General features: G+C 68.9%; 20 protein-coding genes. 13 read left to right on the forward strand and 7 right to left on the reverse strand.

Features of this window, described 5'->3' with window-relative positions:
- Positions 1 to 81: 81 nt before the first annotated feature.
- Genes JOD64_RS26600 through JOD64_RS26610 form a run of 3 tightly spaced genes read left to right on the forward strand, consistent with a single transcriptional unit; the run spans position 82 to position 2,737 of the window.
- Positions 82 to 915 carry a CPBP family intramembrane glutamic endopeptidase gene (locus JOD64_RS26600; RefSeq protein ID WP_204944744.1) on the forward strand — a complete coding sequence of 278 codons (834 nt, stop codon included), beginning with the start codon at positions 82 to 84 and terminating at the stop codon, positions 913 to 915.
- On the forward strand, positions 912 to 2,081 hold the full coding sequence (locus JOD64_RS26605; protein ID WP_204944745.1) for a sensor histidine kinase: 1,170 nt from the start codon (positions 912 to 914) through the stop codon (positions 2,079 to 2,081). The genes JOD64_RS26600 and JOD64_RS26605 overlap by 4 nt, the downstream gene beginning before the upstream one ends.
- Positions 2,078 to 2,737 carry a response regulator gene (locus JOD64_RS26610; protein ID WP_204944746.1) on the forward strand — a complete coding sequence of 220 codons (660 nt, stop codon included), beginning with the start codon at positions 2,078 to 2,080 and terminating at the stop codon, positions 2,735 to 2,737. The genes JOD64_RS26605 and JOD64_RS26610 overlap by 4 nt, the downstream gene beginning before the upstream one ends.
- A 66-nt stretch (positions 2,738 to 2,803) precedes the next feature.
- On the opposite strand, the gene JOD64_RS26615 is transcribed toward JOD64_RS26610, so the two are convergent.
- Positions 2,804 to 3,181, reverse strand: a complete 378-nt coding sequence (locus tag JOD64_RS26615) for an ABC transporter permease (RefSeq protein WP_204944747.1) — start codon at positions 3,179 to 3,181, stop codon at positions 2,804 to 2,806.
- Positions 3,182 to 3,419: 238 nt separating this feature from the next.
- Between JOD64_RS26615 and JOD64_RS26620 the strand changes: the two genes are divergently transcribed.
- Positions 3,420 to 4,373 (forward strand): 1-phosphofructokinase family hexose kinase, encoded by a 954-nt coding sequence (locus JOD64_RS26620; RefSeq protein WP_204944748.1) that lies wholly within the window; start codon positions 3,420 to 3,422, stop codon positions 4,371 to 4,373.
- Complete coding sequence (locus JOD64_RS26625; protein WP_239559673.1) at positions 4,370 to 5,203, forward strand: class II fructose-bisphosphate aldolase; 834 nt, start codon at positions 4,370 to 4,372, stop codon at positions 5,201 to 5,203. The genes JOD64_RS26620 and JOD64_RS26625 overlap by 4 nt, the downstream gene beginning before the upstream one ends.
- A gap of 16 nt (positions 5,204 to 5,219) precedes the next feature.
- Here JOD64_RS26625 and JOD64_RS26630 read toward each other — a convergent pair whose 3' ends face one another.
- The 4 genes from JOD64_RS26630 to JOD64_RS26645 are packed head-to-tail and all read right to left on the reverse strand — an operon-like array spanning position 5,220 to position 9,151.
- Positions 5,220 to 6,044: a DeoR/GlpR family DNA-binding transcription regulator gene (locus JOD64_RS26630; protein WP_372434200.1), complete on the reverse strand. Its 825-nt coding sequence runs from the start codon at positions 6,042 to 6,044 to the stop codon at positions 5,220 to 5,222.
- On the reverse strand, positions 6,041 to 6,967 hold the full coding sequence (locus JOD64_RS26635) for a carbohydrate ABC transporter permease (RefSeq protein ID WP_204944749.1): 927 nt from the start codon (positions 6,965 to 6,967) through the stop codon (positions 6,041 to 6,043). The genes JOD64_RS26630 and JOD64_RS26635 overlap by 4 nt, the downstream gene beginning before the upstream one ends.
- Before the next feature lie 3 nt (positions 6,968 to 6,970).
- Positions 6,971 to 7,900 carry a carbohydrate ABC transporter permease gene (locus tag JOD64_RS26640; RefSeq protein WP_204944750.1) on the reverse strand — a complete coding sequence of 310 codons (930 nt, stop codon included), beginning with the start codon at positions 7,898 to 7,900 and terminating at the stop codon, positions 6,971 to 6,973.
- Between the two features lie 18 nt (positions 7,901 to 7,918).
- Entirely contained in the window at positions 7,919 to 9,151 is a 1,233-nt protein-coding gene (locus JOD64_RS26645) for an extracellular solute-binding protein (protein WP_204944751.1), read from the reverse strand.
- Positions 9,152 to 9,460: 309 nt separating this feature from the next.
- Between JOD64_RS26645 and JOD64_RS26650 the strand changes: the two genes are divergently transcribed.
- Together JOD64_RS26650 and JOD64_RS26655 are read left to right on the forward strand one after the other, a co-directional pair.
- The gene (locus JOD64_RS26650; protein ID WP_204944752.1) at positions 9,461 to 10,354 is read left to right on the forward strand and encodes an SIS domain-containing protein; all 894 of its coding nucleotides are present in this window, start codon (positions 9,461 to 9,463) and stop codon (positions 10,352 to 10,354) included.
- Between the two features lie 229 nt (positions 10,355 to 10,583).
- Positions 10,584 to 12,083 (forward strand): Gfo/Idh/MocA family protein, encoded by a 1,500-nt coding sequence (locus JOD64_RS26655; RefSeq protein ID WP_204944753.1) that lies wholly within the window; start codon positions 10,584 to 10,586, stop codon positions 12,081 to 12,083.
- Positions 12,084 to 12,279: 196 nt separating this feature from the next.
- On the opposite strand, the gene JOD64_RS26660 is transcribed toward JOD64_RS26655, so the two are convergent.
- Positions 12,280 to 12,654, reverse strand: a complete 375-nt coding sequence (locus tag JOD64_RS26660) for a hypothetical protein (RefSeq protein WP_204944754.1) — start codon at positions 12,652 to 12,654, stop codon at positions 12,280 to 12,282.
- 119 nt (positions 12,655 to 12,773) lie between these two features.
- On the opposite strand from JOD64_RS26660, the gene JOD64_RS26665 reads away from it, so the two are divergent.
- The 3 genes from JOD64_RS26665 (at position 12,774) to JOD64_RS26675 (ending at position 22,038) form a co-directional block, all read left to right on the forward strand.
- Positions 12,774 to 13,697 (forward strand): ROK family protein, encoded by a 924-nt coding sequence (locus tag JOD64_RS26665; RefSeq protein WP_204944755.1) that lies wholly within the window; start codon positions 12,774 to 12,776, stop codon positions 13,695 to 13,697.
- A 636-nt stretch (positions 13,698 to 14,333) separates the two neighbouring features.
- On the forward strand, positions 14,334 to 18,638 hold the full coding sequence (locus tag JOD64_RS26670; protein ID WP_204944756.1) for a LamG domain-containing protein: 4,305 nt from the start codon (positions 14,334 to 14,336) through the stop codon (positions 18,636 to 18,638).
- Positions 18,639 to 18,843: 205 nt separating this feature from the next.
- On the forward strand, positions 18,844 to 22,038 hold the full coding sequence (locus tag JOD64_RS26675) for a beta-N-acetylglucosaminidase domain-containing protein (protein WP_204944757.1): 3,195 nt from the start codon (positions 18,844 to 18,846) through the stop codon (positions 22,036 to 22,038).
- A gap of 18 nt (positions 22,039 to 22,056) precedes the next feature.
- Here the strand turns inward: JOD64_RS26675 and JOD64_RS26680 are convergent, their stop codons facing one another.
- The gene (locus JOD64_RS26680) at positions 22,057 to 22,830 is read right to left on the reverse strand and encodes a GntR family transcriptional regulator (RefSeq protein WP_204944758.1); all 774 of its coding nucleotides are present in this window, start codon (positions 22,828 to 22,830) and stop codon (positions 22,057 to 22,059) included.
- A 159-nt stretch (positions 22,831 to 22,989) separates the two neighbouring features.
- On the opposite strand from JOD64_RS26680, the gene JOD64_RS26685 reads away from it, so the two are divergent.
- The 3 genes from JOD64_RS26685 to JOD64_RS26695 all read left to right on the forward strand — a co-directional run bounded on the left by JOD64_RS26685 (position 22,990) and on the right by JOD64_RS26695 (position 26,084).
- A complete protein-coding gene (locus JOD64_RS26685) occupies positions 22,990 to 24,258 on the forward strand; it encodes an ABC transporter substrate-binding protein (protein ID WP_204944759.1) in 1,269 nt (422 codons plus the stop codon).
- 71 nt (positions 24,259 to 24,329) lie between these two features.
- A complete protein-coding gene (locus JOD64_RS26690; protein ID WP_307813683.1) occupies positions 24,330 to 25,187 on the forward strand; it encodes a carbohydrate ABC transporter permease in 858 nt (285 codons plus the stop codon).
- A complete protein-coding gene (locus tag JOD64_RS26695; RefSeq protein ID WP_204944760.1) occupies positions 25,188 to 26,084 on the forward strand; it encodes a carbohydrate ABC transporter permease in 897 nt (298 codons plus the stop codon).
- Positions 26,085 to 26,087: the final 3 nt, after the last annotated feature.

A 26,087-nucleotide genomic window follows, 5' to 3' on the forward strand; every position in this document is an offset into this window, starting at 1 on the left:
GGTGACTACTTTGGGCGGGCAAATCCATAGCGTTCGGGGTAACCCGCGACGCTCCCGCCGCGGCTTCTCAAAGGAGTCATCGTGCGTCTGGTATGGCAACTCTTGGCGGTTGCGGCGGTCTGGATCCTCGGCAATCTGGGCACGGCAGCGGTGAAGGACACCCCCTGGCTGGCGCTCGTCGCCGGCCTGCTGACGGCCATCGTCGGGGTCCTGGTCTACGGCTGGGTGGTGCGGCGAACCGAGCACCGCGCCCCCGTCGAGGTCTCGCTGAAGGGAGCAGGTGCCGGAATCGGCTGGGGCACGCTGCTCGGCATCGCGCTGTTCGGGGCAGTGATCGCGAACATCGCCTTCTTCGGTGACTACACGATCAACGGCCTGGGCACGCCGGCGAGCGCCGTCAGCCTGCTCGGGATCATGGCGGGTGCCGCTGTGGCCGAGGAGCTGGTCTTCCGCGGTGTCCTGTTCCGGAACATCGAGCGCTGGACCGGAACCTGGGTCGCGCTCGCGCTGACCGGCTCGCTGTTCGGCCTGATCCACCTGGCCAACGCGAACGCCACCCTGTTGGGTGCCGTCGCTATCGCCATCGAGGCAGGCGGGATGCTGACCGCCGCGTACATCGCCACCCGCAAGCTGTGGGTGCCGATCGGTCTGCACTTCGGCTGGAACATCGCCGCGAGCGCCATCTTCAGCACCGAGGTGTCCGGCAGCAACACCGCCCAGGGCCTGCTGGACGCAACGATCTCGGGTCCCGCGCTGGTCACGGGCGGCGACTTCGGACCGGAGGCCAGTGTCTACGCGGTGGCGCTCGGCGTGCTGGCCACCGGCGCGTTCATGTGGCTGGCCTACCGGCGTGGTCACGTGGTCCCCGTCCGTCGCTCGGCCCGGGCGGACGTGGCCGCTAGGCTCACTCGGTGACCGACCTCCGGCGGATCCTGGACCGGTGGCGTCAGCTCGACGTCACGGTCCGGGACCTGCCGCTCGCGCTGGTGCCGGCGATCGCATCGTTCGTGCCGGCGTTCCACGGGCGTGGGACAGAGATCGGCGCGCTGCCGACCCATCCCTTCGACGCGCTGACCGTCGTCGCGATCGTCCTCCAGTGCTTCCCGCTCGCCGTTCGTCGGCGGTGGCCGGCCGCCTGCCTTGTCCTGGTGTTCCTCGGCTTCGCCCTCGATCAGCTCCGGGGTTACCACACGTTGGCGGGCGCCGGGCTCGCTATCGCGCTGCTGAGCGCGGGTGCCTACCTGGAACGCCGTCGCCGCACGGTCGCGATCCTCCTCTCGGGTGCCTACGTGGTGCTGGCGGTCGCGCTCGACCTGGTCGGCGGGGCCGAGCGGGCGGACGGGTACCTGACGTTCTACGTGGCGCTGGTCCTCGTGTGGGCCGTGGGCTCCTGGCTGCGCGCCATCCGGGCGGCCGAGGCCGAACGGCGCCTCCGGGTCGCCGAGGAGACCCGCACCGCGGAACGCACGCGGATCGCCCGCGAGCTGCACGACGTCGTGACCCACCATGTGACGGCGATGGTCGTGCAGACAGAGGCTGCCAGGTACCTGACGGGCGCGCCCGACCGTCTCGACGAGACCCTGAACGCGGTCACTGACACGGGCCGCCGGGCGATCGGCGACCTACGTCATCTCCTGGACCTGCTCGACCCGGGCCACGACACCACTGCCCGGACACCGTCGCTCCGGGAACTGCGCACGCTCGTCGAGCAGACCCGCCGGGCCGGGCAGCCGGTGGAGCTCACCGAGGAGGGCACGCCGTCGGAATCGGCCGGGAGCGCCGAGCTGGTCGCCCACCGGGTGGTGCAGGAGGCTCTGACGAACGCCCTCAAGCACGCACACGGCAGCCCGACTACGGTGCGCGTGCGCTACGACGACCGGGAGATCACCGTGGAGGTCAGTACGGCGGGCGTGAGCCCTGAACCCGCCGGCGCCCGACAGCGCCCTGCCGGCGGGAGCGGCCGGGGGCTCGTCGGGCTCCGTCAACGGGTGGACGCCCTCGGGGGCGAGTTCAGCGCGGACCGGCGGGCGGACGGCGGGTTCGTCGTCCGTGCGCGCATCTCTACCGGGAGCCGGGCGTGAATGCGCCGCTCCGGGTCCTGGTGTGCGACGACCAGGCGCTGATCCGCACCGGTTTCGCGACAATCATCGACGCCCAGCCCGACCTCGAGGTGGTCGGCGAGTGCGCGGACGGGCAGGCCGCCGTCGACCTTGCGGGCCGACTGAACCCGGACGTCGTGGTGATGGACGTCCGGATGCCGGTGCTCGACGGCATCCAGGCGACCCGCCTGATCGCCGGCGCCGGGGTGGCGCGCCCCGTCAAGGTGCTCGTGGTGACGACGTTCAACCTCGACGAGTACGTCTACGAGGCGCTGCGCGCCGGGGCCAGCGGATTCCTGCTCAAGGACGCCCCGACCGCGCAGCTGCTGAACGGCATCCGCACCGTCGCGACCGGGTCCGCACTGCTGGCACCCGAGGTGACCAGGCAGCTCGTCGGCCGGTACGCGGCCCGGATCCGGCCCCCAGAGAGCGCGGACCCCGAGTCCGCGCTGACGCCGCGCGAGCTTGAGGTGCTGCGCCTCATCGCCAACGGCCTGTCGAACGGCGAGATCGCCGCGACGCTGGTGATCAGCCAGGAGACCGTCAAGACGTACGTGTCACGCATCCTGGCCAAGCTCGGCCTGCGCGACCGCGTGCAGGCAGTCGTCCACGCCTACCGCAGCGGCCTGGTGACCTGAGGACGGCGCACGGCGGCGCCCGTGCATAGGCTGTGCACGGGCGCCGCCGTCAGCGGCGGGTGGTCGTCATTCGACCCCGAGCGCCGCCACGGGTGAGGTGCGGGCCGCGGCCCGCACCGGTAGCACCGAGGCGAGGAGCCCGGCGACGAGCGCGATGGCCACGACAGCCCCGACGTCGGTCCACGGAACGGCGTACCGGACGTCGCCCATGAGGGACAGCGCGGTGGCGGCGCCGGCCCAGCCGAAGATCAGTCCGAGCACGATGCCGAGGGTCGCGCCGACACCGGCGATCAGGACGCCCTCGACGGCAAGCATGCCGCGCAGCTGCTCCTTGCTCAGGCCGATGGCCCGCAGGGTCGCCGACTCCCGGGTCCGCTCGATCACCGACAGCGACAGCGTGTTGGTCACGCCGATCAGGGCGATCTGTGCGGAAGGCGTCGTCAACTCCTGTGAGCGATATTGCCGGCATCCGGCTGATGCCGATCAGTATCGATCAAGACTCGGAGCGAGGCAGAGAGCCACTGTGGACGCCGGACCCAGCTGGCCGGGTGTCGACCCGAGCCGAACGGGCAAGAGCGGGTGCGCGATAGCGACAACTTTTTGGTAATATCGAGCATGAAACTCCATGCTGGGCAGCCGGCGCCAAACCCTGACGAGGAGTCGCGATGACCGAGCGGGAAACGTGATTCTCGCTGTTGTGCCGAACCCGGCGCTCGACGTGACCTATGGGCTGGGGGAACTGCACCGGGGCCGGGTGCAGCGGGTGCGGACCGTCAGCGAACGCCCCGGTGGCAAGGCCGTCAACGTCGGCCGGGTGTTGCACGAGCTGGGGGAGCGGGTCCTCGTCACCGGCATGTGCGGCGGTCCGGGGGGCGTGGCCCTGCAGGCCGCTCTCGACCGGGCCGGCGTGCCGGCCGACCTGCTTGACGTACTGCCGGACGTCCGGCGCACGCTGGTCGTACAGGAGACCAACGGAGTGACGACGTCGTTGTGGGAGCCTGGCTATGCACCGGTGGATCCGCCGGCCGCCGCCGACGCTCTGACGCGGCACGTGAGTGAGCTCCTGGCCGGTGCCGACGCGCTGGTCGTCTCCGGCAGCCTGCCGCCTGGCGTGGACCCGGGGCTTCCGGCCCGCTTGGTCGACGCGGCGATCGCCGCCGGAGTGCCGGCCGTCGTGGACGTCAGCGGCCCGGCTCTGCAGGCGGTGGCGGCTGCTGGCGGGGCGGTGCTGATGCCGAACGCGGACGAGTTGGCCGAGTTGGTCGGCCATCGGCCCTCGACGCCGGCCGAGGCCGTGCGGGCGGCCCGCCGGCTGCTGCCCCCCGCCGGCCAGGTCCCCGCCGTTGTGCTGACCCTGGGCGCCGAGGGGATGGCTGTGGTGCGACCGGATCGGGCCATGTTTGCTGCGCCGCCGGAGCGGATCCAGGGGAACGCGACCGGCGCCGGGGACGCGGCCTGTGCGGCCGTCGCCCGGCAGCTCGCGGCCGCCGGGTCGCTGGACGCCGTCGACTGGCGCGGCTTGCTCGTCGACGCGGTGGCGCTGTCGGCGGCAGCGGTGCTCCGTCCGGTCGCCGGTGAGGTAGATGTCCGTGCCTATCGGCGCTGGCGTGATCGGGTGAAAGTGGAGGAAGCATGACGCTGGCTTCGATGGCGGAACTCGTCATCCCAGCGGCGCGGGACCGCCGGGCTGTCGGGGCGTTCAACGTCATCCAGCTTGAGCATGCCGAGGGCATCGTGGCCGGCGCCGAACGTGCGGTACGCCCTGTTGTGCTGCAGCTATCGGAGAATACGGCCCGCTACCACGGCAGCCTGGCGCCGTTGGCGCTGGCCTGCCTCCGGATCGCGGCGGAAGCGTCCGTGCCAGTCTGCGTACATCTGGATCACGCCACCCGGCGTGAGCTCGTCGAGCAGGCGGTCGAACTCGGCGTGCCCTCGGTGATGGTTGACGCGTCCGGGTACTCGTACGAGAAGAACGTCGCCCTGACCGCGGAACTCGCCGCCTGGTGTCATTCGCGCGGGGTCTGGGTCGAAGCCGAACTCGGTGAGATCGGCGGCAAGGACGGCGCGCACAAGCCCGGCGTACGGACCGATCCGGACGATGCGGCCGCCTTCGTCGCCGCCACCGGCGTCGACGCGCTCGCGGTCGCGGTCGGCTCCTCGCACGCGATGCTGGTCCGTGACGCGGTCCTCGACGACGAACTGATCGCCGCGATCGCGGCGAAGGTGCCGGTGCCGCTGGTCCTGCATGGCTCGTCCGGGGTCTCCGAGGCGGGCCTGCGGTCGGCAGTCGCGCAAGGGATGTCGAAGATCAACATCGCGACCCATCTCAACGCGACCCTTACGGGTGCGGTCCGGCGTGCGCTCGCTGCCGACGAGGACCTGGTCGACCCGCGCAAGTACTTCGGTCCGGGCAGGGATGCGGTGGCCAGGCAGGTCGCCCATCTGGTCACCCTGCTCGCCCCGTGACGGCGCGGGGTCGGCCTCAGGCCAGCAGCACGTTGACCCCGGCGGCGCGCAGGTCGGCGACGACCTTCGCGTCCGCGCCGTCGTCGGTCACCAGGGTGTCCACCGCGTTGACGTCGCAGATCCGGGCAAAGGAGTGCCGGCCCAGCTTCTCCGAGCCGGCCACGACGATGACCCGACGGGACCGCCGGACCATCGTCGCGTTGATGCCGGCCTCGCCTTCGTCGTGACAGGACGTGCCGCCGTCGGGGGAAAACGCGTCGACCCCGAGAATCAGCACGTCGAGCCACAGCTCGTTCAGCACCATCGTGGCCAGCGGCCCGGTCACCTCGTACGACTGGGGCAGTGCCACACCGCCGAGGATGACGGTACGGACGTGGCGGCGCAGCACCATCTCCGTGGCGATGTTGAGTGCGTTCGTCACCACCGTCACGGCCGGCCGCTGATCGGCCTGGGCGAGGTCGACCCGCGCGGCGAGTCGTCGGGCCGTCGCGGACGTGGTGGTGCCACCGTTGAACGCGACCACGTCGCCCAGTTCGACGAGATCGCAGGCGATCGCGGCGATGCGCTCCTTGGCGCCATTGTCGCCCCGGCCCCGGTAGCGGACCGGTAGGTCGTACGAGACGGACGTGGCCACGACGCCGCCGTGCGTCCGAGCCGCCAACTGTTGCTCCGCCAGGGTGGTGAAGTCCCGGCGGACCGTCGCCTCGGAGACCTGCAGAGCGCTGGCCGCCTCGGCGACGGACAGCCGGCCGCGCGCGCCCAGGATGTCGAGCAGCGCCTGCAGGCGCTGGGGGCGGTCGCGGCCGTCGGCCCGGTCGGCGGCGGCCTCGACCGTGCTCACTTGATGGCCCCCGCCGTGAGACCTGCCACCAGGCGCTTTTCAACCAATGCGAAGAGAATGATCACGGGCACGATGCCGACGATAGAGACTCCGAAGACGTATTGCCACGCCGAATCGTACTGACCGACGAATTTTGTGATGGCTACGGTCAGCGGCTGGTTCTCCGCCGTGGTCAAGATGATGAGGCTGGCCGCGAACTCGTTCCAGCACGCGACGAACGTGAAGATGATCGCGGTGACGATGCCCGGCCATACCACCGGCAGGGTTACCCGCCGCAGCGTCTGCAGTTTGCTGGCACCGTCGATCATTGCCGCCTCGTCTATCTCCTTGGGCACCCCGGCGAAGAAGCTGTGCATGATCCACACCGCGAAGCTGAGGTTGAACGCGCCGTTGACGAGGATCATAGCGAGCCAGGTGTCATCGATGCCGATCGCGAGGAACTGCCGGAACAGTCCCGCCGCGAGTACGGTCGGCTGGAGCATCTGGGTCACCAGCACCAGGAGCAGGAACGCCAGTCGTCCGGGAAAGCGGTGCTTGGCCGTGTAATAGGCGGCGGGCATGGCCACCACCAGGACCAGCAGTGTTCCGCACGCCGAGATGATTATGGTGGAGACGAGGTTGTAGGCGAGCGGCGTCTCCGGAGTGGACCACATCGACGCGTAGTTCGACGGCACCCATTCGGTCGGCAGGTATGTGGCCGGAATGCGCAGGATCTCGGAGTGCCGCTTGAACGAGCCGATCAACATCACCAGGTAGGGTGCCAGGAAGAACAACGCCACCACCGCGCCGGCCAATGACATCAACCATCGGCGGCTGCCGTGGCGCTGCCCGCCACGGCTGCGGGTGCGACCGTTGTCTGTGCTGGCGCGCACCGACTTCTCGGCGCGCTCATCGCCCTGAGATTTGGTTGCCGTCGTCGCCAAGACTCACTCGTCCCTCATCGGCCGGACAACCCGGAGGTAGATACCGATGACCGCGAGCACGATGACGAAGTTCACGACACTTAGTGCGCTCGCCGTCTCGACCTGGCGGTCCTGCTGGATGTATTTGAAGATCAACGTTGTGGTGGTGTCCGCGTCGTAGCCGGGAATGCTGCCGGTCAGCGTGCGGAGGATGGGCAGCGAGTTGAAGACGTTGATGATGTTGATCAGCACGGCGACGGCGATCGCCGGCCGCAGGACCGGGAAGATCACGCTCCAGTAGGTCCGCACCGATCCGGCGCCGTCCACCGAGGCGGCTTCCACCACCTCGCGCGGCACCATCTGCAACCCGGCGAGGATCGTGTACGTGGTGAACGGCAGCGAGACGAACACCGCCACTCCCATGGCCACCAGGAAGGCCGGCACCGGCTGTCGAGTGAAGCCGAACCCAGTATTCAAAATTCCGAAATCGACCAGGAACTGGTTCATGACGCCATAGAAGGGATCGAGTCCATAGTAGAAGACGGTGGACGTCATCACGACGCTGGCCGCCCACGGGACGATGACCGCGAGTCGCACCAATCGGCGTCCAGGAAAGGCCTTGTCAAGGAATTGCGCGAGCGCCATAGAGACGAGCAGCGTCACCACGACGACGCCGACCACCCAGATTGCAGTGTTGAGCAGCACCCTGCCCAACGCGGGGGAGTCGAACAGCGTCACATAGTTGTCGAACCCGGCCGAGCCGCGGTCCACGCCCACCGGCGACACGTCCCGAGTCGAGGTCCAGACCAGATAGCCGGCCGGGAACAGGACGATAGTGACAATCAGCGTCAGCGCCGGCAACAGCCATGGGAATGCCGCCACCAGGTCCCGGCGTGCCTGACGACGCGCCGAGATCGCGGGTGCCGGCACTTGCATGAGTTGGTTGGTCATCATGTGTAAACCGCGCAGGCTCTAGCCGTTGGCCTTGGCCTGAATTTCATCCAGCACCGCCCCGGGCTCCTTGCCCTGCCCGATCTGTCCCATCAGGCTCTGCATCGCGCCCTGGGTCGTCGCCCATTGCGGGTTCGTGCTGGGGTAGAACCGGGCGTTCGGCAGGACCTCGAGGAAGCTCGCGATCTCCTTCTTGCCCGCCAGCGCCGCTGCACCGGACTTGGTGGTGGGCAGGAACCCCTCGGTGTCGACGAACTTCGTGTAGACCGGTGCGCTGAACACGTAGTCCAGGAAGGTCTTGACTGCTTCCTGCTTGTCACCCTTGTTCTTGAACGCCATCAGGTGGTCGGCGACCCCGAGGGTCATCGGCTGACCGTCCTTGGTGGGGATCGGCGCGCTCGCGTACGTGAGGCTCGGGTTCTTCTCCGCGATCTGCCCGACGGTGGGCGGGAGCGCCACCACCATGCCAATCTTGCCCTGGATGAACACGTCCAACATGGGGGTCCGGTCGGACGCCCCGGGGTCGGGCTGGGTGGCCTTTTCGTCGATCATACGTTTCATGAACGTGACGGCTTCGAGGTTCGCAGGGGTGTTGACCGCGATGGTCGAGCCGTTGGTCCACGATCCGCCGTTGCCGAAGGTCCAGATTGACGTCTCTCCCTGGGCCTCCTCGCTGCCCAGCGGCATGCCGTAGCCGTAGACGCCGTCGCCAAGACCGGCTACCTTCTTCGCCGCGTCGAGCAACTGGTCCCACGTCTTCGGCGGTGCCGCGACGCCGGCCCGCTCGAACAGTTCGATGTTGTAGAACATGGTGCGGGCCGAGGCGATCAGTGGCAGGCCGTACATGGTGCCGTCGATCGAGGCGTTGTCCGCGAAGGACTGCTGGAAGTCCGCCACGGTGTTCGCCGAGACCATCTCGTCGGCGGAGTACAACAGGTCGTCCGCCGCGAAACCCGAGAAGGCGTCGATGTTGAGGATGTCCGGTGCCGCGTTCGACTGGACCTTGGTACGGACAACATCGTTGATGTTGTCCCAGGATTGGATCTCCAGCTCCACGTTGATGTCCGGGTGGGCCGCCTCAAAGTCAGCGATGATGCCCTCCCAGAGCGCCTTGGTGCCGTCGCTGTAGCTGGGCACCAGGAACGACAGCGTCCTGCCGCCCCCACTCTGACCGTCGTCGCCGCCGAAGCCGCAACCCGTCAGCGTCAGGCCGGCAACTGCTACGGCTGCCCACGAACGCACGAATCTCTTCATATCCGCCTCCACCGGCGCAGGGACATCGCCAAAGTCGTGATCGGAATCCTGGCTCGCTGTGATCGTTCATGACCAGTTCTGGTCGAAACCGTGCACGATCATGCCGTTGCTTGGGGGGATTCTGCGGTGCCGCTGCGAGCAACGTCAAGGCCTTTCGCGGTAACCGCTGCTCAGGCCGTACGCGGCCACTCCCTGCCTCGATGCCTGTTCCTGATCGGTTCTGCGACCTTCTTGACAGATTCGATCAGAGCGCTCCATTCTGGAGGCCCTTCAAACCCGCTCGCATGAACCACGAGGACGAGGCACCCGATGAGTGAAGGAACCTTCCTGGCGGCCGAGATCAAGACCCAGCCGGATGACTGGCTCGGCGTCCTGGACGTGCTGCCCTCCGTGGCGACGGACCTTCCGCAGCCTGGTGAGCGAGTCGCGGTGCTCGGATGTGGAACATCGCTATTTGTCGCCCAGGCCTACGCGGCCCTGCGCGAGAGCGCCGGCGAGGGCATCACCGACGCGTGGCCGGCCAGTGAACACCAACTCGGCCGTGGCTACGACCGGGTGCTCTGCATCACCCGCTCGGGCACCACGACCGAGGTGCTCGACGTCCTCAAGCAGCGCCGCGAGGGCGCGCCGACCACCGTCATCACCGCCGACGCATCGTCCCCGGCGGTGAGCCTGGCCTGTCCGGTCGTGCTGAGCGACGTCGACGAGCGTTCGGTCGTACAGACCCGCTTCGCGACGACCACCCTCGCGCTGTTGCGGGCGTCCCTCGGTCACGACCTCCGTCCGGTCGCCGAACAGGCACGGCAGATTCTCAACCATGGCGCCGACGCGACGGGCCCGGCCGCGACGGCCGACCAGATCACCTTCCTCGGACGCGGCTGGACCGTCGGGCTCGCGCACGAGGCGGCCCTGAAGCTACGCGAGACGACTCAACTGTGGACCGAGTCCTACCCCGCCATGGAGTACCGGCACGGTCCGCTCAGCATCACCGCGCACGGTCGGGTCGTCTGGGCGTTCGGAGAGGTCCCCGTCGGCTTGGCGGACCAGGTCCGGGCCACCGGCGGACACTTCGAGTGGTCCGACGTGGATCCGCTCGCCGATCTGGTTCGCGTCCAACAGTTGTGCCTGCTGAGAGCCGGGGCAGCAGGGCTCAATCCCGACCAGCCGCGCAACCTGTCCCGGTCGGTCATTCTCGCCGGCTGACCGCTCGACACCCGGGCCAAGCTGCCGCAGGCAGCCGGGCCCGGTGGGTCTGGCGCTGACTGACCACCGCGCCAGCCAGCATGGTTAAGCAATTGTGCCAGGATCGTGCGTCAAACGATCACCTTCAAGCAGTAGATCTCCGATCGGCCATTGCGCTCGCAAGTGGAGTGACCAATACTGCTTGAAATTTCGCGTGACGCGTCACATTCCCGCAGAGGAGCTGATCCACGTGAGTCCCAACGAAGCCATCCCGAACGAGCCCACCGCGACGGCCGGGTCCCACCCGTCGCGTCGTAACGTCCTGAAGGGCGTCGGCGCGCTGGGCGCCGCGGCCGGACTGGGCGGCGCCCTCATTCCAGGCGCGTCGGCCAGCGCGGCACCCGCGGCCGAACCTGCCCGGATCAAGGGCAAAGAGAAGTCCATGGTCAACGTGCCCTTCGAGGGCTTCGACGACGTGCGCGTCGGCATCATCGGCCTGGGCAACCGCGGCGGAGACCAGGCCATGCGGTGGGCCGCCGTCTCCACGATCACCGCCGTCTGCGACATCCGGCCCGACCACGTCGCGGAGACCATCAGCCGAGTCATGGCCCAGGGCTTCCAGGACAAGGAGCCGGTCGGCTACTCCAACGGCGAGGAGGACTTCGAGCGGCTCGTCCGCCGTGACGATATTGACCTGATCTATATCGCCACGCCGTGGGAGTGGCACCACCCGATGGCCAAGGCCGCCATGGAGCACGGCAAGCACGTCGCCATCGAGCTGCCGATCGCGCCGCACCTCGACGACATCTGGGACCTGGTCCGTACCTCCGAGCGCACCGGCAAGCACTGCATGCTGCTGGAAAACGTGAACTACTTCCGCCCCGAGATGCAGATGTTCAACATGGCCAAGGCGGGGCTCTTCGGCGAGTTGCAGCACGCCTCCGGTGGCTACGTCCACGACCTGCGCTGGCCGTACACCTTCGGAGGTGCCTACTACCCGGAGCACTGGCGGCGGCGCTGGCAAACCCGGATGAACGCCGCTCACTACCCGATGCACGGACTCGGGCCGGTCTCAGCCTGCCTGGACATCAACCGCGGCGACCGCTTCGACGAACTCGTCGCGGTAGCCTCGCGGCCCAAGGCGCTGGCCCTGTTCCGCGAGGAGGACCCGCGGGTCGACGCGGACCACCCGTCCTGGGACGACGATCCCTACATCTCCGGGGACCGCAAGCAGGTCTTCATCAAGACCGTCAACGACCGGTTCATCCGGGTCGAGCACGACGTGAACTCGCCCCACCCGTACAGCCGAGAGACCACGCTCACCGGAACCCGGGGTTCGTTGGAACTGGACAATGCCCGGATCTACCTGGAGTCGCTCGGTCACACGAACCACGCGTGGCGCACCGGTAGTGCCTTCAGCGCGATCATGGACCAGCACGACCACTGGATCTGGCCGGCCCTGCAGAACCTGGCCAGCCAGTACGGTGGGCACGGCGGCGGCGACTTCATCTCCATCTTCAGGATGGTCCAGTTGATGCGCCTGGGCATGACCCCGGACATCGACGTCTACGACTCGGCGGCGTGGTGCTCGGTGATCCCGCTCAGCCACGAGTCGCTGAAGGGCAAGGGCTTCAAGTCGGTCAAGGTGCCCGACTTCACCCGCGGCCATTGGACGCAGGCACGCCCCACATTCGACCGGCCACGGCCGGAGGACCCGTGGCTGGACGGCAACGGCCGGCCGCGCCGGTAGGCATAGGCGCGGGCTGAGCTGACACTCCCGGGGTCGGGCACGAACGCTATTGTCCGTGCCCGACCCCGGTGCCCCGGGTCGCCCGAAGCGCAGTGGACCGCCGCAAGCGTCGTCAGAGCGCACCAACGACCACCGAGTCGGCGAACCTACGGATCCGCCGGCCGCATGGCCACCACCCAATCGCACCCCCGTTGTCTCACACCAGCGGATGGTGGAGGCGTTCGGCGACAAGGTCCACCAGACGGTGATCACCAAGACGGTCTGTGCGGCCCGTGAACGTGGGTCGGCGCGGATGATGGCCACCATCCGCGCCGACGTTTGTTAGGCGCTCAGTGGCCGTCGACCCGATCGGCCGGCTGCCAACACCCGTCGCGCGAGTGTGATGTGCCGTTGCCCAACCCAGTTTGCTGGATGAGGCGGCGACGACGATGATCCGCTCGCCGCCGATCAGCGGCGCGAGCCCACCGCTCGAATGGCGCAGGATCTGCCGCGGCGCGCAGACGCCGACGAAGAGGGGGAACCGATGACCGAATTCCTTCGCAGCGACGCCCGGACGGCTTGGGCCCACCACAGCTAAATGAAGCAGGCGCCCCCGGGGAATCAGCGGCGCCGAGCGCGGCGACGGGACGACGTGAGCGAGCGCAGTGATCGGACCAGCAGGCTCAGGTGCGAGTGTGGCGAGGGGAAGCGGTGAGCGAAGGCGCGGTGGTCGTCGCGTTGGATCTGGGCGGTACTGGCATCAAGGCCGCACTGGTCCGGGCGGATGGGACCAGCCATTACACCGAACGGCACGCCACCGGCGCTGATCGGGGTCCGGCGGCGGTCTTGGAGACCGTTCTGTCCGTCGCCGGGGGGCTGGCCGGCAAGGCCCGCGCCGATGGCTTGACTCCGGTGGCGGTGGGCATCGCGGTGCCCGGGGTGATCGACGAGGTTGCCGGCGTGGCGGTCTGGTCGGCGAACGTCGGCTTCCGGGACGTACCGTTGCGGGACCTGGCGGTCGCGCGGCTCGGGCTGCCTGTGGCGCTCGGACACGACGTGCGGGTGGGCGGCCTGGCCGAGGCCCGCCTCGGCGCCGGGCGGGGTAGCCGGCACGTGCTCTTCGTCGCGATCGGCACCGGCATCGCCGCCGCTCACGTGGTCGGCGGGTCGGCTTACGCGGGCGCGCACGGCGCCGCTGGCGAACTGGGTCACATCGTGGTACGTCCCGGTGGGCCGCGCTGCGGCTGCGGCCAGCTCGGCTGTCTGGAGGCGGTCGCATCGGCTGCCGCGGTCGGCCGACGTTACGGGGAACTGTCCCGTACGCCCGCTACCGCGGCCGACGTCGCCGCGCGGGCCGCAGCCGGCGAGGAACTCGCTGGGCAGGTGTGGCGCGACACGGTCGACGCGCTCGCCGACGGGCTCCTCACCGGACAGACGATCTACGATGCCGAGGTGATGGTAATCGGCGGCGGGCTCGCCGAGGCTGGAGCCGTTTTGATCGATCCGCTCCGGGCGGCGCTGCGCGCGCGGCTTACGTTTCACCGGGAGCCGCGGCTGGCGCGGGCCGCACTCGGCGACGGGGCCGGCAGCCTCGGCGCCGCCCTACTCGCGCTCGACTACCTGCAGGCGTCGTGACCGGGCGGATCAGCGGCAAGGTGGTCACCCCGACCCGGGTCATCCAGCCTGTGTTGCGACAAGTACTGGAACCCACCCTCCGGCGCCGGTCGCCAGTCGTCATCGCGCCACAGGTCACCGCCGGTGACCTGCCAGGCGCCGGTGCCGTCGAGAATGGCCTGTTGGGACCGGCGACGAGGTAGCCGACGATGAGTGCCCCGGTGGTGTCGTCGATGAAGACAAGGGCGAGGCCGGGTGCGGTGATGACGCCACCCGTGAGCGCGGCCATGTTGACCCAGCCTTCGCCGCTGCTGCGCTCGTGAGCGTCGGTCGTCCAATCTCGTTCAGCCCGCTGCACCGTAAGTGACGGTTTGCCGTGTTCGAGGCGGTGGTCTTCTGGTTGTATCTCGGCTCGCCAGCGCACACCGACTCTCGGTCCACAGTCCAGTCGCTGCTTGACGCCGTGCCGCGCGACGGGCGCAGCTCATCCAGCACCGAGCGGCTCACGCTGGACGGCTCGCGCAACGGCCGATCAACCGCGACACATCCTCGGGCAAGCGGCTGCCGGCCAAAGTGTTGACACCGCCGATGAGCATGCTCCAGAGTTACTGGACTAGTCCGGTATTCCGTTCGGTAATCCACACGAAGGTGGATCAAATGGCCACGAGATCGGCAGGAAGAGCGGGGCTGTCGCTGCTAACGGTGGTGACTCTGGCGGCCAGCTTGCTGGCACAGGTATCCGAGGACGTCCAGGCCGCCGGCGTCCAGGGAGTCGGTGAGCAGACAGCCAGCGAGCAAACGGCTCACGGTCAGCCCGGCTCTCGCGGTGATCTGACCCTGCCCGACGGCTACGTCGATCGAGTGAACGGAGCGCTGGAGCAGGGATCCGACCACTGGGGCGAGAAGTTGCTTGGCCTGCCCGACGGCCCGGCCATGACCAACGTCAAGCCGCTGCTGGTGCCGGCCAACCACGGTGGTACGACGAACGCCGCCTCGCCCTGGTACTACCTGCCCTTCACCTATCCGGCGCCGGACCCCAGCCGGTGGGCCGAGGAGCGGGACTTCTCGCTGCACGTCGCTGACGGCAGCGAATTGATGTCGCAATGGTCGGACTCGCGGGCGACGCAGCACGTCCGCTTCTTCGTCGGCGCGGGCGGGGCAGAGCGCTACGGCCAGGCCGAGGCGAGGTCGGGCGAACCCCGCCTGACCGGCGGGTACCTGCCGATCCTCGCCAACTCCTATCGTGACGCCGCCGGGGTCCGCTACGAACGCGAGTCGTTCGTCACAGAACTCACCCCGGGTGGCCCGGCGGTCAGCATGCTCCGGTTCGTCATCAACGGGCCGGCGAAGGCGCACCCGCGGCTCCGGCTCAATGTGAGCCGCGACAAGGTGGCGGACGTCGTCGCCGAGCCGGGGCGGCTGACATTTGATGGAAAGACCGTGGTCGCGTACAGCGGCGCGGCGACCTGGTCCGCGCCCGACCTGAGCTTCACGCCCGACCTGAGCCGCGGAAGGGCCGAGCTGTACCTGGTCGTGCCGAACGAGCCGGCCGCGCTGACCGCCGTACGTCCGTCGGCCAAGCTGTACGACGCCGCGAAGTCCCGCACCAGCGACTACTGGACGGGGCAAATCAACGCCGGCGCCAAGATCAGGATCCCCGAGAAGTACGCCGCGGACGCCATGCGCAGCACGCTGCTGAACAACCTGGTGATGGGCTTCAATCTGACCGTCGGGAACGGCTACGAGTCGCTGGACAAGTCCTTCGCCTTCGTGCCGGAGATCGCGGCGACGGTCACCTCGCTCGGCGACTTCGGCTACCAGGACAAGGCGCGCGCGAACCTCACCGAGATGCTGCGACGCGGCCAGGGCAGCTTCTTTCTCTCCTGGGAGCGCGGGATCAAGCTGCAGACGGCGGCGACGTACTACCTGCAGAGCAACGACGGGTCGTTGCTGCAGGAAAACCTGCCGACGTTCCGCGACTGGCTCGCCGACTTCAAGCGGCAACGCCTCGCGGACCCGAACGGTCTGCTGGCCAAGACTCGCTACGCCTCCGACATCCCGGAGCCGGTCTACGGCCTGCACCACCAGTCCGAGGTCTGGCGCGGTCTGCGCGACGTCGGTGTCGCGCTGCGGCTCCTGGGCCGTACCGACGAGGCGAAGCCGTTCCTCGACGAGGCTGCCGGCCTGCGTTCGTCGCTGCTGGGCGCGGTGGAGAAGTCGAAGACGGTGTTGCCGGACGGCTCGGTGTTCGTGCCGATCGCACTGCTGGACCCTGCGTCGTCGAAGCCGTACGACAAGGTGACCACCGATTTCCTCGGTAGCTACTGGAACCTGATCATGCCGTACGCGCTCGCGACCGGGTTGTTCGAGCCGGGCAGCGCGACGGCGACCGGACTGCGGGACTACCTCTACAAGCACGGCTCGCTGTTCCTCGGCCTCACCAGGTTCAACCTGTCGACCGCCGATCCCGGTGTCTGCCAAAACATCCCGCACAACCAGTGGCCGGCGGTGCCTGGCTACAAGTCCAGCGGCATCGACCAGCAGTACGGCTACTCGTTGATGCGGTTCCTGGCCGACAACGCCGAGTCCGATCGCCTCGATCTGAGCTTCTACGGGATGCTCGCGCATGACCTCACGCCGCACACCTTCATCGGCGGCGAGGGCGCCACGATCTCACCGTGCCCGCAGTTCGGTGAGTACTACCGGTCGCAGTACTGGCCGCCGTTGTCGCCGAACAACGCCACCTACCTGGAGGCGCTGCGCGGTCTGCTGGTCAGTGAGGACCTGGACGCCGACGGCGTGCCGACCAGGCTGCACCTGGCGCCGGCCACGCCGCGGCCCTGGCTCGCGGATGGGGAGCGGATCGAGGTCGCCGACCTGCCCACCTCCTTCGGCAACGTCGGGTTCGCCTCCTCGTCCGAGCTGGCGGACGGCCGGCTGACCGTGCGGGTGAACCCACCGCGCGCGGCCGCCGGGCGGGCGCCGCTGACGGACGTGGTGCTGCACCTGCGCGCGCCGAGCGGTCACGAGCTGACCGGGGTCACCGTCGACAACCACCCGGTGGCATTCGACGCCACGCGCGAGCTGGTCGACCTTGGCCGGCCGACGACGGCGGTCACGGTCCGGGCGACGTACCGGGCGACAAAGGTGGCCGACGCGCCGAGCGCGGAGGCCACGAAGGTGACGACTCCGCGTTCGCTGCTGGAGCCGGGTGAGACGTTCGCGCTGGACCTGGAGGTCGAGGCGCTCGGGCTGGGCACGGTCAGCGGCACCGCCGAGGTCGGCGTTCCGGCCGGGTGGGCGGTCACCGACTCGAAGCTGCCGTTCAGCGTGCGCAGCAACCAGAGACTGGCCTGGTCCGACCTCGCGACCTCGGTCCGGATTCCCACTGACGCGGCGCCCGGGACCTACCGGATCGACGTGGTCACCCGACCGTCCGGTGGTACGGCGCGGACCGCCTCGCTGTCGGTCCGGGTCGCCCGGCCGGACCCGGCGGACTACGCCGCGCTGGTGAAGCGGGACGAGCCGGTGGGCTACTGGCGGCTCGGTGACGCCCCGGGCCAGCCGGTGGCCGATGCCTCCGGCAACGGAAACACCGGTGCCTACCGTGGCAACGTCGGCCGGTCCCAGCCAGGGGCGATCGCCGACTCTGCCGACACCGCGGTCCGGTTGGACGACGGCCACGCTGAGATTCCGGACAGCGCCTCGCTCAGCATCACCGGCGCCTACACCCTGGAGTCGTGGATCAAGGACGCCGCGGGTGGACCGCAGGGCATTGTCGAAAAGTACGACGGCAGTGACTGTCTGCCGTCGCGCAACGGCTACGCCCTGCGGCTGGTGAACGGCAACAAGCTGCAGGCGCTCACGGTCGCCGACCAGGGGCAGGCCAGCGCGCCCAGCCCCCGCAGTGTCCAGCAGGGGCGATGGCATCACGTCGCGGCAGCGTATGACGGAACGACGCTGCGGACGTACCTCGACGGGCAACTGCAAGCGTCGACTCCGGTGGCCAAGGCACCGACTGACGGCAGGGGCAGCCTCAAGCTGGGTGCCCGTGGAGACGACGCGTTGGACCGCTTCGTCGGCAGCTTGGACGAGGTCGCCATCTACGACAAGGCCCTGACCCCGGGCCAGATCGACTCGCACTACATCAAGGGCGTGCTCGGCAACCCCGGCCAGTCGCCCAGCGCACCGCAGTTCGGTAGGACCACCGCGCGGAGCACCTCATCGCCGGCTCCGGCGGGCTCGGCACCCAGGCCGACGTCGACGAGTCAGCCCCCGGCGGTCACCGGCGAGTCCTCCTACCCGGCGCAGGTGCTGGCCGACAAGCCGATCGGCTACTGGCGGCTGGGTGAGCGATCCGGCACGAGCGCCGAGGACTCCGCCGGCACCGGCAACCGCGGCGCCTACACCGACGCGGTGACCCTGGGCCGCCCAGGCGCGTTGACCGGCGATTCGGACACCGCCGCCGAGCTGACCGGCGGCCACATCGCCGTACCGGACTCGGCCTCGCTGAGCGTCAGCGGTTCGTTCACCGTCGAGGCATGGGTGAATCTCAAGGATGTCTGCGCGCAGTACAGCGTGGTCGAGAAGTACGACGCGCCTGCCTACAACGGTTACGCGTTGCGCGTCCTGCCCGGCGGCAGATTGAGCGCCCTCACGTTGGGCGTAGCCGGACAGTTGGCGTCGGTCGACGGGCGGACGGTGGTCACGCCGGACGAGTGGCACCACGTTGCCGCGGTCTACGACGGCTCGACCGTCTCGGTCTACCTCGACGGGCGACTCGACGGCTCGGCCCCCGCAAAGGTGGACCCGACCGACGGAGCCGGCAGCCTCAAGCTGGGGGCCCGTGGTGACGACGCCGGTGCCAGGCTCGCCGGGTTGCTCGACGAGGTTGCCGTCTACGACCATGCCCTGACCGCCGGCGAAATCGCGCAACACCACTCGGTCGGCACGACGGGCTGACCCTCGACGTCACCTGGCTCCGGCGCCGGGCGGATATCGAGCCACGGTTGGCCCAAACAAAATGACTGGAGGTTTGATGTTTTCGTGGCGCTCGTTTCGTGGATATCGCCGCACCGGCGTATTGGCCGGATCGGTCGCGCTCGCGATTAGCCTGGTGAACGCTTCGCCGGCGCGGGGCGAGGCCCAGGCTCCTGATCAAGCGGGTGTGGCGCGCATTCTCCCAGCGCCGCAGCGGGTAGAGCCGCGCCCGGAATCTGTTGTCCTGTCCGCCACCGTCGACGTCGTCGCGGGTGCGGCCGTGGATTCGGCGGCCCGGGACTCGCTCGTGGACGTGCTCCACGCGCGTGGAGTCACCGCCCGGGTCGTCGGCAGCGCGGAAATGTCGACGACGCGTCCGTTGATCATCCTCGGCGGTCCGAACGAGACGTCGGCAAGCGGCACCGCACTGAGTGCTCTCGACGTACAAGGGCCGGCGGGGTTGCCCGGTGAGGGGTACGTGCTGGCGGCCGGGCACGATCGGCTTGGGCGACCGCGGATCGTCCTCGCGGGTGTGGACGGCGCTGGCACCTTCTACGCCGTTCAGTCATTGCGTCAGTTGCTCGTGTCGAAGGGCTCCCGGGTGGCCGTCAACGGTGTGGCGGTGCGCGACTGGCCGGGTTACCAGGTTCGTGGGGGGATGGAGTCCTTCTACGGACCGGTGTGGTCGCAGGAGGATCGGCGCTCGCAGATCGAGTTCCTGGCCCGGCACAAGATGAACCAGTTCTTCTACGGACCGGCGGACGACCTGCGTACCGGATCGCTCTGGGACTCCCGGTACGACGAGGCGGAGCTGGGCCGGCTGAAGGAGATCGTCGACCTGGCGGCGTCCCGTCATGTCGACTTTGTGTACCGGATCTCGCCGGAGGCGCCCATGGCACCTGGCCAAGGGATCTGCCACGTACGCGACGCCGACCGGGCCAAGCTGCTGGCCCGCCTGACGCAGTTGTGGGAGATCGGGGTCCGCAACTACGTCATCGCCTGGGATGACGTCTCCGGCAACTTCGCGTGCCAGGAGGACCGGGACGCCTACCAGGGCGATCCGTCGCCACTCGCGGCCGCCCAGGCCGGGGTCACCAACCTGGTCCAGCGCGAGTTCATCAAGAAGCGGCCCGGCGCCAGCCGCCTGGTGGTCGTGCCGACGGAGTACTGGGGCATGACGCCCTCGCCGTACAAGAGCCGGTTCGACGAGTTGGTGAGCACCGAGGTCGACCTCTACTGGACGGGCCCGGAGGTGGTCTCGCCGAGCATCACCGAGGACGACCTCCGGGCCGCTCAGAAGGCCTGGCCGCGGCACCGGATCATGATCTGGGACAACTACCCGGTCAACGACTACAGCCCCAACCGGCTGCTGTTGGGTCCACTGGTGAACCGTGACGCCGGCATGGCGGCCAACGTTGTCGGCATCTCGTTCAACGAACTCGTCCAGCATCAGGAAGCCTCGCAGATCCCACTCGGCACCCAGGCCGACTACGCCTGGAACCCCGTGGCCTACGACGCGGAACGCTCGTGGACGCGGACCCTTCAGATCGTCGGCGGCGACGCGTACGAGGAACTGCGGCTCTTCGCGGAGAACAACAAGGCCAGCGCCCTGGACAACATCGCACGGCCGCAGTTCGCCGCTCTCATCGAACGGCTCATCGCCGACTACTCGGCGGGCCGAGCGGTGGAAGCCCAACTTGACCAGCTCGACCGCGAGCTGCGCCGTCTGGAGGCGCTCCCGACCACACTTCGGGCGCGGCTCGACAACCCGCTGCTGCTCCAGCAGATCGGGCCCTGGCTGGACCGGGTGGGCGCCACCGGCCAGGCAGGTCGGGCTGCCCTGGGCATCCTGCGGGAGCAGGACCGGGGGAACGGCGAAGCTGCCTGGCGGGCCCGGCGGGAGCAGGCGCGTAACCGCGACATCCTCGACCGGACGTGGCACCAGATCAGTCCTGGCCCGGTCGACGATCTCCTCAACTTCGCGGCCGCGCAGAGCGACGGCTACCTCGGTGACCGCTGGTACGGTGACCTCGGAACCCCCACGGGCCTACCGGCTGCCGTCGAGGGGGCCGCGCTGGGCAACGTGACCGACCGGCGCGACGACACGGCCTACGTCGCGGCTGGCAAGCCGCAGGATGGCGATGCGATCACGGTACCGATCACCAAACCGCACCGGCTGTCGGCGGTGACCGTGGTGCAGGACGCGACCGCCCCCGCCGACGGAGTGATCCAGGCACTGGTCGACGGCGCCTGGGTGGATCTCGGACCGCTCGCTGAGGGCTTCACGAAGGTGCCGGCGGCGGACCTGGCGGCCAGCGCGGTCCGGATCCGGTGGGCGTCGGGCAGCGTGGTCCCGCGCATCTACGAGATCGTCCCGCGCTACTCCGACGTGTTCAGCGGTACCGTCTCGGTCGATCCGCCGGGGTCGCTCATCGCGCCCGGCAAGACGAAGCGGTTCCAGGTCGCCTTCGAGGTGTTCGCGGATCACCAGATCCGTGGACAGGTGACCGGAACCGGCCCAGACGGCTGGAACATCGACCCGGCGACGCAGGTGTTCCGGGCCCAGCCGGGTGGCCGGACCATCGTCGCGAGCGTGCCGGTGGAGGTGACCGTCCCGGCTGGCGCGAAGCCAGGGCGCTACCAGGTCACGGTGGCCTTCAACGAGGACGGCGCGCCACCGGTGAACGTGTCGCTGCCCATCCTGGTCGGGGAGCAGAGCTACCCGAATCTCGTGACCGGCGCGGACCCGGCCGGCTACTGGAGGCTCGGCGACCCGGCCGGCTCCAGTACCGCCGTGGACAGCTCCGCCAGCGGGCAAGACGGGACCTACCTGGCCGGCGCCCATCCGGGCATCGAGGGTGCGATCACCGGTGACCGGGCAGCAAGCCTCTCCGCCGGCTACATCGAGGCGCCACGAACCCCGCGGACCGACCTCAAGGGTGCTTTCACGCTGGAGGCCTGGGTGAAGCTCGGCACGCTCGCCCCCGCGCCGGGGCAGGCGGTCATCGAGAGTTACGCCGGGCCGGCGGTCAACGGGTACGCCCTGCGGGTGACCGACGGCGTCCTGCAGGCGTGGTCGCTCGGCGCGGCCGGGCAGGGGTACGGCCTCGTGACCGGCCGTACCCGGCTGACGGCGAAGGAGTGGCACCACGTCGCCGCCGTCTTCGACGGCTCGCGACTGACCGTGTACCTCGACGGTGTCGCGGACAACAGCGTCGCGACGTCGGTGTCGCCAGGCACCGGTACGGCGAGCGTCAAGCTCGGTGGCCGCGGGGACGACACCTCCCAGCGGCTGCAGGGTGACCTGGACGAGGCTGCGATCTACGACCGTGCCCTGACCTCGGCCGAACTCGAAACGCACTACCTCGCCGGTCTCGGCTGACCGGCCGCCGGATGCGCGTCAGCCTTCCTGAGACGGGGGGCTGACGTGCATCCGGATGGCGTAGCGGTCGCCGCGGTAGAGCGACCGGCCGTACTCCACGACCTTTCCCATGTTGTCAACCGAGATGCGCTCGATCAGGAACGCCGCGGCGTCCCCGGCGACGTCGAGCCGTTTTGCCTCGGTGTCGGTCAGCCGGGCGATGGTGACGGTCTGCCGCGCCGATTCCAGCCGCACCCCGAAGACGCGGCTCAGAACCTCGTACAGCGAGTCGTCGCGCTCCATCACCTTCAGCAGGCTGGGGAACCGTGCCGCGGAGAGGTTCGTCCGCTCCAGCGCCATTGGGATGCCGTCCGCCGTACGGATCCGCTCGATGTAGTGGGTTGGGTCGCCCGGGGTGATGTCGAGGTTGGCGGCGACCAGGCGGCTGGCCGGGCGGGTGCGGGCGTGGTACGACCTGGCACCCGGTGTCATGCCGCGCATCCGCATGTCCTCGCTGAACGAGCGGAAGATCTCCGAGTGGGTCAGCGTGGGATGCTGCACGAAGGTCCCACGCCCGGGCACCCGCCGCACCATTCCCTTTGACTCCAGCGCGTCGATGGAGCCCCGGACGGTCATCCGGGCGACTCCGAACCGTTCGGCGAGGACCCGTTCCGATGGGAGCAGCGCACCGTCCCGCGAGTTCAGGACCATGGCGGTGAGGACGTCCCTGATGTGCTCGCCCTTGCTGCCGCTGTGCTCCGCCGGCAGAAACTCAAGCGCCCCGTCGCTCGGCTCGTGTCGCGTCCTTGGCACGGACCGTTCCCCTTCCAACGAGGTTTGAAGTCATCGTACGGGCAACTCCCCGGACGACTGGTGAGGTCGGCGTAACCGTTGACCTCCGGTCTATACCAGTATTAACCTCGGCTGGTCTGCCACGTCCAGCGGGTGGCGGCCACGACGATCGGAGATGCGATGCCCAGAAGACGCGGTGTGTTGGGGGCGGCCGCGCTGCTCGCCTTCGCCCTTACTGCGTGCGCGCCAGGCGGCGGGGGCGGCAGCGACGCCGTCAACCTTAAGGTCTGGGGCTGGCGGCAGGAGGATGTCGCGGCGTACAAGAAGATCTTCCAGATCTACGAGAAGGCCCACCCGGGCGTCAAGGTGGAGTACCTCCCCTACAAGAACACCGAGTACGACACCATCCTCAAGACCGGCCTCACCGACTCCAGCGGCCCTGACGTCGCCCAGTTGCGCTCCTACGGGCTGCTCCAGCCGCTGGTCGGCGCCGGTAGCCTGGTGCCCCTCGACGGTCCGGTCGACAAGCTCAGCGGCTTTCCGAAGCAAATCCTCGACGGCGCGAGGGGCGAAAAGGACGGACACGTCTACGGCGTTCCGTTCGCGCTCCAGACGCTGCACGTCATCTACAACAAGAAGATCTTCGCCGACAACGGCATCGCCGCCCCCACCAGCTGGGCGGATATGATCGCGGGTTTCGACAAGCTCAGCAAGGCCGGCGTCACCCCGCTGGCGAACACCGTCACCGACGGGTGGATGCTGCCGATCGAGCAGGAAATCTTCGGCGCCACGACGTACGGCGGTCCCGACTACCTCACCAAGATGCTCAACGGCTCGGCGAAGTTCACCGACGCGCCCTGGACGAAGTCCCTCGAGACCTGGAAGAGCATTCAGAAGTACTGGCCGGCGCAGGCGTCCGGGGTGAGCTACACGGACGCGCAGGCCCTCTTCACCTCCGGCCGGGCCGCCGCGTTCCCCGGTGGGGTGTGGGAGATCGCCGGATTCCAGAAGGCCAACCCGCAGCTGGACCTGGGCATCTTCAACGCGCCTCCCGCGCCCGGCGCGGCGGTCGACAAGACGCTGGTTCCCGGTTACGTCGACGGGTCGTTCGGCGTCTCGGCGAAGTCGCCCCACAAGGACGCGGCCCTGGACCTCGTGCGGTGGATGGCGACCGAGGAGTTCGGCCGGGTCCTGTCCACCGAGCTCCGCCAGATCTCCCCGGTACCGGGCGTCGAGCCGCAGGACGAACTCCTGGCCCAGGCGCTCAAGGACTACCAGGCGAACCCGAGCCCGTATGTCACCTACGCGTACTTCTCCGGCGGCACACCCACCGCCTGGGACCTCGCCTCCGAGGCGTTCTCCGACTACGTCCTCGGTCGACGCAACCCTGCTGACGCGGCCGCACACATCCAACGAGGGGTCGATCAGTGGTTCCGGCCCAAGAACTGACGGTCCGTCCTGCCCGGCGGTCACGCCGCCGGGTAGGACGGGTCTCGGCAGGATGGATCACCGCCTTCTGCGTGCCGGCCTTCGCGCTCTACGGCCTCTTCCTCGTGGTACCGCTCGTCACCGCCTTCTACTACGGGCTGTTCCAGTGGGACGGCACTCGTCAGGCGGGGTTCGTCGGAATCGGCAACTACCAGGAGATTTTCACCCGCTATCCGTTACGCGACGAGATCCCGGCCGCGCTCGGGCACAACGTCCTCTTCTTCGTCGGCACCATGGCGATCCAAAACACCATCGGACTGGGCCTGGCGCTGCTCCTGCACCGCAATCCCCGGGGCAAGCGGCTGTTCCAGACGCTCTTCTCGCTTCCCTACCTGATCAGCCCGCTGATCGTCGGGTACATCTGGTCGCTCCTGCTGAGTCCCACCTTCGGCCCAATCAACTTCGCGCTCCGAGCGGTCGGTCTGGACGCGTGGGCGCGACCCTGGCTCGGTGAGCCCGACCTCGCGCTGCCCGTACTGATCCTGGTCAACGCCTGGCAGTGGATCGGCGGACCGATGCTCATCTTCGGCGCCGCCCTGGGCGGCATCCCGCAGGAGTTGGAGGAGGCGGCCGCAATGGACGGCGCCTCAGCGACCCGGGCGTTCTGGAGCATCCGGTTCCCGCTCCTGATGCCGGCGGTCGGCGTGATCACCGTGCTGACGTTCATCGGCTGCTTCAACATCTTCGACCTCGTCTACGCGCTGGGCGGTTCCGACGGAGGCCCCGGCGGCGCCATGGACGTGCTGGGACTGCTCTACTACCGGACCGCCTTCCAGGGCGGCAGCAACGCGATCGGAGAGTCGTCGGCGTTGGCCATGCTGATCTTCGTGCTCATCTTCGGGGTCTCCCTGGCCCTGGAGCGGGCGCTGCGCCGTCGGGAGGTCCACTAGATGGACACCCTGCGCGCCGCCCCCCGCACGGCATCGAAAGCCAGGGCCGAGTCCCCACCTCCGCGCGGCACCCGGCAGCGTTCGCTGCTCCGCACCGCCGGCGGCCAGCTCATCCTGTGGGCCTACGCCGCGGTCGCCTTCGGCCCGCTGCTGCTGGTGCTGATCGGATCGCTGCGGCCCAACGCGGAGATCCTCCGGGCACCGGTCGGGATGCCCAGCTCGTTCGACCTGAGCAACTACACCCGCGCGTGGCAGACCGCGTCGATCTCGACGTACTTCGTCAACTCGCTGGTCGTCACCTGCGCCTCGGTGGCACTGTGCGTCAGCGTGTCGGCGATGGCCGCCTACGCCCTGTCCAGGTGGAAGTTCCGGGGCCGCGCACTGCTGGCGGCGTTCTTCCTGTCCGGGTTGATGATCCCCGCGAAGCTCGGCCTGCTGCCGGTGTTCTACATGTTTCAGTCGATGGGACTGATCGACAGCCGGATCGGGTTGGTACTGCTCTACGCGGCGAGCGGCATCCCGTTCTCGGTCTTCGTGATCATGGGCTTCATGCGGGGACTGCCCGGCGAACTGGAGGAGGCCGCGCGGATCGACGGGGCACACGAGGGCCGGCTGTTCGTGTCGATCGTCCTGCCCCTGATGCGGCCGGCGCTCGCGGTGGCCACGGTCTTCCAGTTCGCGCCGACCTGGAACGACTTCTTCTATCCGTTGGTGCTGCTCCGCAGCGGGGACAAGTACACCATCCCGGTCGGGCTGACCCGGTTCTTCGGTGAGTTCGCCGCCGACCGCGGCACCCTGTTCGCCGGGCTCGTGATCGCCCTGGTGCCGCTGGCCGTGGTGTTCGCACTCGCGACCAAGCAGATCGTCGCGGGCCTGACGGCAGGGATGTCGCGTTGACGA

This window comes from Micromonospora luteifusca, from assembly GCF_016907275.1.
Classification (GTDB): domain Bacteria; phylum Actinomycetota; class Actinomycetes; order Mycobacteriales; family Micromonosporaceae; genus Micromonospora; species Micromonospora luteifusca.

Bases quoted from the DNA above. Each gene is read 5' to 3' on its own strand.
- JOD64_RS26625 (WP_239559673.1), top strand. From the start codon at position 4,370: ATGACGCTGGCTTCGATGGCGGAACTCGTCATCCCAGCGGCGCGGGAC.
- JOD64_RS26640 (WP_204944750.1), bottom strand. From the start codon at position 7,900: ATGATGACCAACCAACTCATGCAAGTGCCGGCACCCGCGATCTCGGCG.
- JOD64_RS26645 (WP_204944751.1), bottom strand. From the start codon at position 9,151: ATGAAGAGATTCGTGCGTTCGTGGGCAGCCGTAGCAGTTGCCGGCCTG.
- JOD64_RS26650 (WP_204944752.1), top strand. From the start codon at position 9,461: ATGAGTGAAGGAACCTTCCTGGCGGCCGAGATCAAGACCCAGCCGGAT.
- JOD64_RS26670 (WP_204944756.1), top strand. From the start codon at position 14,334: ATGGCCACGAGATCGGCAGGAAGAGCGGGGCTGTCGCTGCTAACGGTG.
- JOD64_RS26685 (WP_204944759.1), top strand. From the start codon at position 22,990: ATGCCCAGAAGACGCGGTGTGTTGGGGGCGGCCGCGCTGCTCGCCTTC.
- JOD64_RS26695 (WP_204944760.1), top strand. From the start codon at position 25,188: ATGGACACCCTGCGCGCCGCCCCCCGCACGGCATCGAAAGCCAGGGCC.